This is a genomic window from Xanthomonas sp. LMG 12459, assembly GCF_009192905.1.
Taxonomy (GTDB): domain Bacteria; phylum Pseudomonadota; class Gammaproteobacteria; order Xanthomonadales; family Xanthomonadaceae; genus Xanthomonas_A; species Xanthomonas_A sontii.
This window is the reverse complement of sequence record NZ_NSGT01000039.1, coordinates 1-12139: the sequence shown is the minus strand read 5'-3', so window position 1 is coordinate 12139 and position 12139 is coordinate 1. Positions and strand designations below refer to the sequence as shown.

Genomic DNA, 12139 nt, shown 5'->3' with positions numbered 1-12139 from the left:
CGCCGGCGGCGAGCGCGTCGTCGCCTTCGACGTAGGCGCCGGCATCGCTGTTGCCGGCACTGGCCTGCAGGTACTTGCCGGCCTCCTGCAGCTGCGCCACGTTGACCGCGTCGGTGGCTTCGGTGCCGGCGGCGACGCTGGTGATCTGCCGGGTCAGGCCGTTGCCGACATCGCCGACCGACACGCTGTTGTCGCGCGCGGCGTAGGAATGCGCGCCGAGCGCGACCGCATTGGTCGGCGCCTGGTTGCGCGCATCGTCCAGCCAGGTGCTGACCCGCGCGCCGTAGCCGATCGCGGTGGCATCGCTGCCGTTGGCCTGGCTATCGGTGCCGAGCGCGGTGCCGTTGTTGTTGTAGATCGACGTCACCGCACGTGCGCCCAGCGCGACGCTGTCGGGGTTCCAGGCGGTGGCTTTGTAGCCCAGCGCGATGCCGCTGTCGCCGGCGGCCAGCGCATAGCTGCCCAACGACACCGTGCGCGGCGCGAACGAACCGGCGCTGTGGCCGATGGCGACCGAATCGACGTTGCCCGGCAGGTTCGGGAACACGTTGGCGTTGTAGCCCAGCGCGATCGCGTAGTCGGACTGGCTCTGCGCGCCGGCGCCCAGCGCGATGCCGCCGACGCCGGTGGCGGCGGCGATGCCCACGCTATTGCCGGCGCTGGCCGCGGCGGTGCTGACGCCGCCCACGGCGACGCTGTCGGTGCCGCTGGCCAGCGCGTTCATGCCCATCGCCACCGCACTGGTGGCGGTGGCGCGCGCGCCGATGCCCATCGCGGTGGCGTAGTCGCCTGCGGCGCGAGCGCTGTAGCCCACCGCCGTGCCCAGGTCGCCGGCCACTTCGGACAGGCCGCCGACCGCGGTGGCGCCATCCTTGAAGGTCTGCGCGTGATAGCCCAGCGCGGTGCTCTGCACACCGCCGGCCGAAGTGCCGGTGCCGACCGCGGTGGTCAGCGGATCCAGCGCCTGCGCGCCGCCGCCGACCGCGGTGGCGGCCACGCCCAGGGCCTGGGTGGTCTGTTCGCGGCTGCCGACGATGAAACCGTTCTCGTCGTACTCGTACACCGTCGCGGTGCTGCCGATGGCGGTGGCCGAGGTGCCGACCGCCGTGGCATCGGTACCCACCGCACTGGCGTGGGCGCCGCTGGCGACCGCGCCGCTGCCCAGCGCCGAGGCGCCGAGGCCGGCGGCGGTGCTGGTGGACCCCACGGCGGTGGTGTAATCGCCATCGGCCAGCGCATCGGCGCCGGCGGCGGTGGCCTGCTGGCCCTGCGCCAGCGCAGTACCGTCGCCGCTGCCGGCGAACAGCTGCGCGGTGCCGTCGGCCACCTGCTTGACCGCGTCGAGCTGGTCCAGGTTCACCGCATCGGTGCCTTCGGTGCCGGCGGCGACGTTGGCGATCTGCCGCTCCTTGCCGGCACTGCCCACCGACACCGTGTCGGCGCGATCGGCGACCGATCCCTGGCCGAGCGCGACGCTGCCGCTGGCCGCGGCCTTGGCGCCATAGCCCAGCGCGGTGGAATCGTCGGCCTGCGCCCACGACGCGGCGCCGAACGCGGCGCTGGACGCGCCATCGGCCGAACTGAGCCAGCCGACCGAGGTGGAGAACGCACCGTTGGCCCAGGCGCCGGCGCCGAATGCGCTGCCGCCCTCGCCCTGCGCCTCGGTGGTGAACAGGCCGAGCACGCTGCCGCCGACCGCGGTGCTGGACGCCCCGCTGGCCAGACTCGAATAGCCCAGCGCCACGGCATTGCCGCCGCTGGCGTTGGCACCGTAGCCGACCGCGGAAGCGAAATCGCCGCCGGCCTGGCTGAAGCCGCCGTTGGCGGTCGCGGCCAGCCCGGTGGCGGCAGCGGAGAAACCGGTGGCGGTGCTCTGCAGGCCGTCGGCGCGTGCCGCCGTGCCCAGTGCGGTGGAGAACGCGCCATTGGCCTGCGCGCCGGCGCCGAACGCGCTGGCGCCCTGCTCGGCCGCGGTGGTGGTGCCTTCCAGCAACACCTCGCCGTTCTCGTCGACGATCGACAACGCGCCGCCGACCGCCGTTGCCGAGGCGCCGACGGCGGTGGCGTTGCTGCCGACCGCGGTGGCGTTGCCGCCGAGCGTGGTGGCGCCGCTGCCCAGTGCGCTGGCGCCGTTGCCGATGGCGTTGGCGCCTTCGCCGGCGGCGATCGCATTGGCGCCCTCGACGTAGGCGCCGGCATCGCTGGCGTCGCTGCCGCTGGACTGGAAATACTTGGCGGTGGTGTCGGCGGTCTGCCTGACCGCGTCGAGCTGGGCCACGTTGACCGCATCGGTGGCCTCGGTGCCGGCGGCCACGTGGGTGATCTGGCGCTCGCCGCCGGCCTTGCCGACCGAGACGCTGTCGTCGCGGTCGGCCACCGCGTCGGCGCCTAGCGCCACGCTGTTGCGGCCCTGCGCGACCGCGCTGTTGCCCAGCGCGGTGCTGTTGAAGCCGCTGGCGCTGGAGAAGCCGCCGACCGCGGTGGCGTATTCGCCGGTCGCGTCGGCCGCCACGCCGACCGCGGCGCTGGCCGCGCCGGAGGCGATGCTCTCGGCGCCGAGCGCGGTCGCGCCGTCGCCACTGGCGGTGCTGTAGTAGCCGAGCGCGCTGGCCTCCACGCCGCTGGCGTCGCTGAGAGTGCCGCTGGCCACGCTGCCGTCGCCGCTGGCGTTGCTGGCCGCGCCGGTCGCGGTGCTCTGCGCGCCGCTGGCGTTGCTCTCTGCACCGACCGCGGTGGCGTAGTCGCCGCTGGCGTTGGCGTTGTCGCCGATCTGCACGGCCTGCGCCTGGGCGGTGCCGGGAAGGGCGCCGGCGCCCAGCGCCAGCGCGATCGCGCCGGCCAGGGCCAGGCCGTGTGCGCGTGCGGCACGGCGGTCGCGGACGACGGCCCCGCGCGCATCGCCGCTGGCCAGTTCCGATGCCACGACCCACATCCCCAGTGCGTTGTTCCAGACCTTGCGATAAATCCGATTCATCGACGACTGCTCCTCAATTCGGCTGGTTTTTGGTCAAAAAGCCACCCTCGCCCGGCGTTCCGGCCGGCCGACCCCCTGTCGGTTTTTTGGTGCCGCACGTCCCTTAGCGGGACGCGAGAGGCTCACGCCTGTCGCTGCTCGGAGCTGTAGATGAACCGAGGTGGAATGCGGAACTGACCCGAGTGTTAACTCGGCCTCTCGAGTACGTCAAGTTTTTGACTTAATGCGACATGTGCCGTGACACAGACCGCGAATTCAGACTGATTTCGTTAAATTTTCGATAAATATCAATGAAAACAACCAGCTCGCGCCAATTTTTCGGCACATACCTTGCCAACCTTGACACACCGCGCTTCGGGCGATTTCGTTTCCTGTCAAGGACTTGACGCGACCGGATGGTAGAGGCGCAAAAGCGCGCCCAGGCATGCCGGATGACGGCTCCAGACGGCTGCGCATAGCGCCGACTGCGCGAAATGGGGCGAGCGGTCGCGCGGCGGAGCGACCTTGTGCCGGACGACGGGCGGGTGCTGCCGGACTGTCGCTACACGGCGAAGAGCACCACGCGCGGGAGGACGCACCATTCGCTTGCAAGCGGTGGCGGATGGCGCAGGCACACGCACGCTGCAGCGATGACGGCACCGCGCAAGGCGCACCGCACCGCGATGTCTCGTAGAAGCGGCTTCAGCCGCGACCACGCACGGTCAGCGCATGCGCAGGCGGGAGCGCCGAGGAAACCCACTCGACACACAGGAAAATCGACGGCATCGGCCGTCAAACCGCCAGTTCGGCCGGCCTGGATGCGGTCCTGCGTCGGGGCTGCAGTCCCTCCCACATGGGACACTGCGACGCGCGATTCGGCGCATGCGCCACGCCACCAATCCCGGCAGTGCATTCTGCATCCCACAGCGATGGCAGCGCGGCACAGACCCGAGCAACGCAGCAGGCAGCGCCGCCCCGAACATCGCGGCTACAGGCACTGCCGACGGCGCCCTGGCAAGGGCCAGCGCCAGCACGCGATCAGGTCGCCGAACACGTCGCCGTCGGCAGCGCACCAGGCAGGCGCGTCGCCATCGCGGCGAGCGCGCCAGGGCGGGCTTCAGCCCACCCACACCCGCGCGTTGCGGAACATGCGCAGCCACGGCGCCTCGTCCGGCCACTCGGCCGGATGCCAGCTGAGGTTGAGCGAGCGCAGGGTACGTTCCGGGTGCGGCATCAGGATGGTCACCCGGCCGTCGTCGCTGGTCAGGCCGGTGATGCCGTCGGGCGAGCCGTTCGGGTTCAGCGGGTACTGCGTGGCGACGGCGCCATGGCCGTCGACGAAGCGCAGTGCCACGCGCGCGGCGGCCTGGTCCACGGCAGTATCGAATTCGGCACGGCCTTCGCCATGCGCCACCGCCACCGGGATCCGCGAGCCGGCCATGCCACGCAGGAAGATCGATGGCGACTCCACCACCTCCAGCAGGCTGGTGCGCGCCTCGAACTGCTCGCTGCGGTTGCGCAGGAAGCGCGGCCAGTGCTCGGCACCGGGGATGATGTCCTTGAGCTGGCTGAGCATCTGGCAGCCGTTGCACACGCCCAGGGCGAAGGTATCCGGACGCGCGAAGAACGCGGCGAAGGCATCGCGCAGCGCCGGCCGCTCGAGGATCGAGGTGGCCCAGCCGCGGCCGGCGCCGAGCACGTCGCCGTAGCTGAAGCCGCCGCAGGCGGCCAAGCCGACGAAGTCGGCCAGGTCCACGCGGCCGGCGATGAGGTCGCTCATGTGCACGTCGAAAGCACGGAAGCCGGCGCGCTCGAACGCATTGGCCATCTCGATCTGGCCGTTGACGCCCTGCTCGCGCAGGATCGCCACCTTCGGCCGCTGGCCGCTGGCGACGAACGGCGCGGCGACGTCCTCGGCCGGGTCGAAGGCCAGTTTCGGCTTCAGCCCGGGCGCGGCGAAATCGCGCGCCAGCGCGCGCTCCTCGGCGGCGCTGTCGGGGTTGTCACGCAGCGTCTGCATCGCGTGGGTCACCGACCACCAGGCATCGAACAACTCGTCCCAACGCCATTCGGCCAGGGTCTTGCCGCCCAGCCCCACGCGCACGGCTGCGGCGGTGCTGGGGCGGGCGATACGCTGCGCGCACTCGGTCAGCGCATGGCGCTCGACCAGGTCGGCGAACGCCGCGCGGTCTTCGCGCGCGACTTGCACCACCGCGCCCAGTTCCTCGTTGAACAGGCTGCGGAACGGATCGTCGCCCCAGGCATCGAGGGTGATGTCCAGGCCCTGCCGCGAGGCGAACGCCATTTCGCACAGCGCGGCGAATGCGCCGCCGTCGCTGCGGTCGTGATACGCCAGCAGCAGGCCAGCCTCGCGCGCATCGCGGATCAGTTCGAAGAACGCGCGCAGCCGCTGCGGATCGTCCAGGTCCGGCACCGCCCCGCCGAACGCCGGCAGCGCACCGTCGCCATGCACCTGCGCCAGCACCGAACCGCCCAGGCGCTGCTTGCCGCCGCCCAGCCCGATCAACCACAGCTCGCTCTCGGCCTCGCGCGCCAGCAACGGCGTCAACTGCGCCCGCGCATCGGCGACCGGCGCGAAGGCGGAGACGATGAGGGAGACGGGCGAGACGCTTTTGTGCGTCTCGCCGGGACTGGAGAATGGGGAATCGGGAATCGGAGAAGCGGCGGCATCGGTGGCGGACGCATTGCGCTTTTCGCCATTCCCGATTCCCGATTCCCGATTCACGGCGGTCACCGCCCATTGCGCCTGCATCGACAGCGAGTCCTTGCCCACCGGGATGCTCAGGTCCAGCTGCGGGCACAGTTCCATGCCCACCGCCTTGACCGCGGCGTACAGGCGCGCGTCCTCGCCGTCGTGGTTGGCCGCGGCCATCCAGTTCGCCGACAGCTTGACCTGGTCCAGCGCCTGCACCGGCGCCGCGCACAGGTTGGTGATCGCCTCGCCCACCGCCATCCGCGCCGCCGCGGCAGCGTCGAGCAGGGCCAGCGGGGTGCGCTCGCCGATCGCCATCGCTTCGCCGGCATGGGTGTCGAAGCCGGCCAGGGTGATCGCGCAATCGGCCAGCGGCAGCTGCCAGGGGCCGATCATCTGCTCGCGCGCGGTCAGGCCGCCGACGCTGCGATCGCCGATGGTGACCAGGAAGCTCTTCGCCGCCACGGTCGGATGGGCCAGCACGCGCAGCCCGGCCTCGCGCAGGTCCAGCGCCTCGGTGTCCAGTTCCGGCCAGCGCGGCGCCGGCGGCTGCCGGGTGTCGCGGTGCATCTTCGGTGGCTTGCCGAAGAGGACGTCCATGGGCAGATCGATTGGATGCTGGGAATGGGGAGTGGGGAATGGGGAATGGGCAACAGCGGAGCCGGCCGGCTTTTCACCATTCCCGATTCCCGATTCTCCATTCCCACCGCCGAGCACCCCGTACCCCACGACGAGCCGTTCCTCGGCGGTCGCCACGCCCACCGCGGCAAACGGGCAGCGCTCGCGCTCGCAGATCGCGGCGAATTCGGCCAGGCGCGCCTGCGGCACGCCGAGCACGTAGCGCTCCTGCGATTCGTTGCACCACAGCTGCATCGGCGACAGCGAGGGGTCGTCGCTGGGCACGCGGTCCAGGTCGATGAGGCCGCCTACGTTGGAATCGTGCAGCAGTTCGGGAATGGCGTTGGACAGGCCGCCGGCGCCGACATCGTGGAACCAGCGGATCGGGTTGTCCGCGCCCAGCGCCACGCAGCGGTCGATGACCTCCTGCACGCGCCGCTCCATCTCCGGGTTGTCGCGCTGCACGCTGGCGAAATCCAGATCCTCGGCGCTGTCGCCGGAAGCCACCGAACTGGCCGCGCCGCCGCCCAGGCCGATCAGCATCGCCGGGCCGCCGAGCACGATCACCGCGTCGCCGGGCTGCAGCGGGATCTTCTCCACCTGCACGCGGTCGATCGCGCCCAGGCCGCCGGCCAGCATGATCGGCTTGTCGTAGGCGCGGGTCAGGTCCTGGGTCTCCGGCAGCTCGAAGCTGCGGAAATAGCCGAGCAGGTTGGGCCGGCCGAATTCGTTGTTGAACGCGGCGCCGCCGAGCGGGCCGTCCAGCATGATTTCCAGCGCCGGCGCCATGCGCGGGTTGAGCGGACGCGCGCCCTCCCACGGCTGCGGCAGGCTGGGAATGCGCAGGTGCGAGACGCTGAAGCCGGTCAGGCCGGCCTTGGGCTTGCCGCCACGGCCGGTGGCGCCCTCGTCGCGGATCTCGCCGCCGGCGCCGGTGGAGGCGCCCGGGAACGGCGCGATCGCGGTCGGGTGGTTGTGGGTCTCGACCTTGATGCAGAACGCCGACGGCGTCACCGCCTCGCTGCGGTATTCGCCGCTGGCCGGATCCGGGCGGTAGCGCGCGGCCGGATGGCCTTCCACCACCGCCGCGTTGTCGCTGTACGCGCTGAGCGTGTGCTGCGGGGTCTGCTGGTGGGTGTGCTTGATCATCCGGAACAGCGAGCGGTCCTGCTCCTTGCCGTCGATGGTCCAGCTGGCGTTGAAGATCTTGTGCCGGCAGTGCTCGGAATTGGCCTGCGCGAACATCATCAGTTCCACGTCGGCCGGATCGCGGCCGAGTTCGCCGAAGCGCTGCCGCAGGTAATCGATCTCGTCCTGGGCCAGGGCCAGACCCAGGCGCGCATTGGCCGCTTCCAACGCATCCAGCGGGATGCGCTCGACCTCGCCGCGCGCCGGCGCCTGGAACAGCGCCTGCGCCTGTGCGGCGCCGTCCAGCAGCGACTGCGTCATCGGGTCGTGCAGCAGCTTGGCCAGCGCGGCCTGGTCGGCCGGCGCCTCGGGCCAGCCGGTCAGGTCCAGACGGGTACCGCGCTCGACCCGGCGGATCGCCAGCCCGGCACCGCGGACCAGTTCGGTGGCCTTGCTCGACCACGGCGAGCGCGTGCCCAGCCGCGGCACCACGTAGCGCGAGCAGGTGCCCGCCTCCGCCGGCGCCGGCGCGTCCTGCGCCTGCAGGATGCGGCGGGCCGCGACCAGATCCAGTTGCCCGGCGTCATCGCCGTCGAGGAAGTACACGTGCCAGGCGCCGACGATGCGCACGCCGGGAACGAGGGACTGCAGGCGGGTTTCGAGCCGAGCGCGACGGAACGGCGAAAGGGCGGAAGCGCCCTCGAGGACGATCATGTCCGGGGAACCGTGTGAGGAAACGGGCTGGCTATTGTAGCGGAGAGCTGGGAATGGCGATTCGGGAATGGGGAATCGGCACAGCCGGCCGCCGAGCGGGGTCGGCGCCAGCGGACGTGCTAGAGGTGGTTGGGCGACAGCGGACGCGGCGCTCCAGCGGCAAAACGCGCGGTGGCACCAACGGTGGCGCAAAGGCCGCACCGCCGACCGAGGAGGAGAGACGGGCGTTCAGCGGCCGTGGCCGCGGGAACGAGCGACGTCGCACCCATTCCCGATTCCCGTTTCCCCATTCCCGGCCGCTCAGCGGCTTCCGCCCGCCTTCGTCGCTTCCGCCGCGCGCTTGTCCAGCGCCTCGCGCATCTTGGCCGGGGGCAGGTAGCCGCCGATCTGGGTGCCGTCCGGGGCGAAGATCGCCGGGGTGCCGTTGACGCCCAGGCGCTGGCCCAGGTTGTACTGCATGGTCACCGGGTTCTTGCAGTTGGTCGCGCCGGGCACCTTGCCGCTGCTCTTGGCCTCGGTCAGTGCCTGCTTCTTGTCCGCCGCGCACCACACCGCGACCATGTCCTTGTAGTCCTGGCTGCCCAGACCCATGCGCGGATACGCCAGGTACTCCACGGCGATGCCCTGCTTGTTGAGCTCGCCGATCTCGCTGTGCAGCTTGCGGCAGTAGCCGCATTCGATATCGGTGAACACGCTGATGGTGTACTTGGGATTGGCCGGGGCGAACACGATGCGGTCGGCACGCGGCGCCGACTCCAGCAGCTTGCGGCGGTAGCTCAGCAGGCCTTCGCTGGAGGCGAACTGCTTTTCCTGGATGTCGAACGGCTGCGCCTGGAACAGGTAGCGGCCGTCGTCGGAGACGTACAGCACCTGCCCGCCGACCACCACTTCGCGAAAGCCGGGGAACGGCGCGGCGCCGATGTAGTCGGGCTTGAAGTTGGGATCGAGCTGCAGCAGCGCCGAGCGTACGCGCTGCTCGCCCGGTGCGCCGGCAGGAGCGGCGGCGGCCGGCTTGGCAGCGGCAGCGCCGCCGGTGGGCGAAGCCGGCTGCGCGCAGGCGGAAAGAGAAGTGGCGCACAGCAGCGCAAAAAGAGCAAAACGGAGCATTGGCTATCCATGAGGGCTGCGGATCGGCTGGATTGTCGCATACCCCCTTGTCCGCTCGATGTAGACAGGCTGAGCGGGGGGCACGCCGTCGCAGCAAGGGCGCGGATCAGTATTTCGCGTGCTCCGGATAGCCGCCCGCATCCGCCGGATCGCGCAGCGCCAGTGGCAGCGACCAGCGCAGCAGGCCGCCATCGGTCAAGGCCCAGAGCGTGGCGCCGTCCCACGAAAACGCCAGTGTGTTCAGCGAACCGCGCGCCGGCGAGGCCAAGCGCAGCGGTGTCTGCGCGGCGGCGATCTGCCACAGCGCCAGCTGCGGTCCGGCCGCGGCGGGGGCATCGCTGCCCAGCGCCAGCAGCCGGCCGTGCGCCGAACGGGCCGCCGCCTTCAGCGCGTCGGCGCACCCCAGCAAGGCCGACAGGCGCACGCGGCCGTCGTCCATATCCAGCACGTGCATACCGACGAAGCGCGCTTCGGGCTGCGCCTTCGACGCGCCGGACGGCGCGAACTGCAGCGTCCCGGTGCCGTGGTCGGCCAGCATCAGCACGAAGCCGCTGGCGATCCAGCGACCCTGCAGCGACCCCAACGGGGTAGGCACCCACTGAGCCACGCCGGAGGCGTCGGCCGGATCGGGGCGACCGAAACGCTGCGGCAACGCGAACGCGCGCAGGACACGCCCGCTGGTCGGATCGAGGGCGGCGATGCCCTGGGCATCCTCCACCCACAGCGCATGCGGGTCGCGCAGGCGCACCGGCCACAGCTGCGCATTGCCCTTCTTCGCCGCATCCATCAACGCTTGTCGCGGCGCGCCGAACACCGGCGCGAACGCCCAGGGTCCATCCGCCGCCGGTACCGCGGCGGTCGGCGCATTCAGGATGAACCGACTGCTGCCGAACGCACCGCCACCGCCAGCGTAACTGTGATCGAAATACACGGGGCGCTGCGCGGCGTCCAGTTCCCAGCGCGCGTCGCCATCGCTGCCCTCGCCATCGACCCGGTAGCGATGCAGGCGCCGTGAGGCGACGTCATAGACATACAGGACGGCGGACTCGCCAGCGGCGCCGGCCAGGAACCACACGCGGCTGCCCTGCGCATCGGACATCAGCCGTTGCGCACCGCCCTCGCCCTGCCAGACCGTTTCCGTCTGCCAGCGCGTGCCGTCGTGATGCAGCCGCCACAGCCGGGTGCTGGCGCCCGTCCCGCCCAGCACCTGCATGCTGAGCAACAGATCGCCGTCGGGCAGCGCCAGCAGATCGCGCGGGTAGCGGGCGCCGCTGTCCGCCGTGGCCAGTTCGCCGCCGAGCGCGTCCCAGGGCAGCGCGTCGAACGGCAACAGCGGCACGTCGTTGCGCGGCGGGACAAACGCGATGGCCGGCGCCGCACGGGCGCGCTGCGGCAGCAACGTCCATGCCAACGGCGACGCGACCACACGCACCGGCTGCTGCGGCACGCTCGCGGCGAGCGCCTGGCGCACGGCCTGGAACAGCACCGCCGGCACCACGCGCTGGCTCAACCGCGACGGCTGCGACGCACCGCCCAGCGGATTGAACTGGGTGATCTGCCTGATCACGCTGTAATCCGGATTGGCGTAGTTGTCGGTGCGCTCGATGCTCAGCGCGGTGGTCGCATGCCCCATGGCCGCGGTCATGTCGAAGACGCATACCCTCAGTTCCAGACGCCCGCTCATTCCCTGGCGTTCGCTGCGCGTGGCGCAGTATTCCGCATAGCGCGTCTCGCGGAACACAGCCAGTTTGGCGCGATCCTGTGGCGCCCAATCGCTGCGCTCGCGCGCCCGTTGCAGGCGCGTGCGCGCCTCCTCCTCAGTCAGCGCGCCCTGCTCCACCGCCGCCTGCAGCATCGGCTGCGCGAAGCGCTCGGCCAGCGCCGCGCGCAGGTCCTGGCGGCGTGATAGCAGGACCCGGCCCCAATCGTCGGGCAGATACGACAGCGGCAAGGTCTCGTTGCCTTCCTGGAAGCCCCCCTGCGCCTGCACGACGCCACGTACCGCGGCCTGCACCTGGGCATACGGCGCTGCGATCAGCAGATGCGCCGCCGTGGCCGGTTCGCGCTGCCCGCCCGGCAGCGTCCAGAACAGCAGATCCTCGTGGCGACGCACCGCCGGTGCCTGCGCCTCCAGCGCCGTGCCGGCAGCCGCGATCTGCCACGCGCTGTCGCCAGGCTCGGCCGCCGGCATGGCGGACGGCTGCACCGGCCCGGCCGCGAACGCGCTGCCGAGCGCGAGCAGCAGCAGGCCGGCACAAGCTCGTGCTGGCGCATGGGAAACGCGATGTCGCAACTCGCTCATGGACGCACTCGATGGAAGGAAAAGGATGCCATCGCCGGCGGCAGCGGCAGCGGCAGTTGCCGCTCAGCCACGCGGATGATGCTTGCGGTGCAGGCTCTGCAGGTGCTCGCGCGCCACCAGCGTGTAGATCTGGGTGGTGGACAGGGAACTGTGGCCGAGCAGCATCTGCAGCGCACGCAGGTCAGCGCCGCGGTTGAGCAGATGCGTGGCGAAGCTGTGGCGCAGACCGTGCGGGCTGATCCGCACCGGATCGATCCCGGCCACCGCCGCATAGCGCTTGACCAGCCCCCAGAACTGCTGGCGGGTCAGCGCGCGGCGCGCGGCGTCGATGAACAGCGGCACCACGCCATCGCTGGCCGGCACCGCCTGCCCCGCCGCCAGCGCCGGGCGGGCGCTGTCCAGATAGCGCTGCAGCCAGTGCTGCGACTCCTCGCCCAACGGCACCAGCCGCTCCTTGCTGCCCTTGCCGGTGACCCGCAGCACGCCCTGGCGCAGATTGACCGCGTTGGCCGGCAGGCTTGCGCGACCGCGCCATGCTCGAGTTGATGTACGCCGCCGGCTTGCGCGTCAGCGAGCTGGTCAACCTGCCGGCCAACGCGGTCAA

The 12139-nt window shown here is 71.3% G+C and carries 4 protein-coding genes and 2 pseudogenes; 1 reads left to right on the top strand and 5 read right to left on the bottom strand.

Annotated features, from left to right (window positions below; genetic code table 11):
* From CEK65_RS10560 to CEK65_RS10540, 5 genes and pseudogenes are all read right to left on the bottom strand, one after another.
* Positions 1-2974 (bottom strand): ESPR-type extended signal peptide-containing protein (locus CEK65_RS10560; RefSeq protein ID WP_255424526.1); only part of this gene is annotated, 2974 nt, incomplete at its 3' end.
* Between the two features lie 1096 nt (positions 2975-4070).
* The gene (purL, locus tag CEK65_RS10555; protein WP_152181692.1) at positions 4071-8126 is read right to left on the bottom strand and encodes a phosphoribosylformylglycinamidine synthase; all 4056 of its coding nucleotides are present in this window, start codon (positions 8124-8126) and stop codon (positions 4071-4073) included.
* 300 nt (positions 8127-8426) lie between these two features.
* The gene (locus tag CEK65_RS10550) at positions 8427-9233 is read right to left on the bottom strand and encodes a DsbC family protein (protein ID WP_017911105.1); all 807 of its coding nucleotides are present in this window, start codon (positions 9231-9233) and stop codon (positions 8427-8429) included.
* A gap of 106 nt (positions 9234-9339) precedes the next feature.
* The gene (locus CEK65_RS10545; RefSeq protein WP_152181691.1) at positions 9340-11535 is read right to left on the bottom strand and encodes a hypothetical protein; all 2196 of its coding nucleotides are present in this window, start codon (positions 11533-11535) and stop codon (positions 9340-9342) included.
* 63 nt (positions 11536-11598) lie between these two features.
* Positions 11599-12054, bottom strand: a pseudogene (locus CEK65_RS10540) (tyrosine-type recombinase/integrase); the annotation flags it as partial.
* Here CEK65_RS10540 and CEK65_RS21335 point away from each other — a divergent pair.
* Positions 12045-12139, top strand: a pseudogene (locus tag CEK65_RS21335) (tyrosine-type recombinase/integrase); the annotation flags it as partial. The pseudogenes CEK65_RS10540 and CEK65_RS21335 overlap by 10 nt on opposite strands.

Excerpts from the sequence above, each read along its gene's own strand:
- purL (WP_152181692.1), bottom strand. The coding sequence starts at position 8,126 with ATGATCGTCCTCGAGGGCGCTTCCGCCCTTTCGCCGTTCCGTCGCGCT.
- CEK65_RS10550 (WP_017911105.1), bottom strand. The coding sequence starts at position 9,233 with ATGCTCCGTTTTGCTCTTTTTGCGCTGCTGTGCGCCACTTCTCTTTCC.
- CEK65_RS10545 (WP_152181691.1), bottom strand. The coding sequence starts at position 11,535 with ATGAGCGAGTTGCGACATCGCGTTTCCCATGCGCCAGCACGAGCTTGT.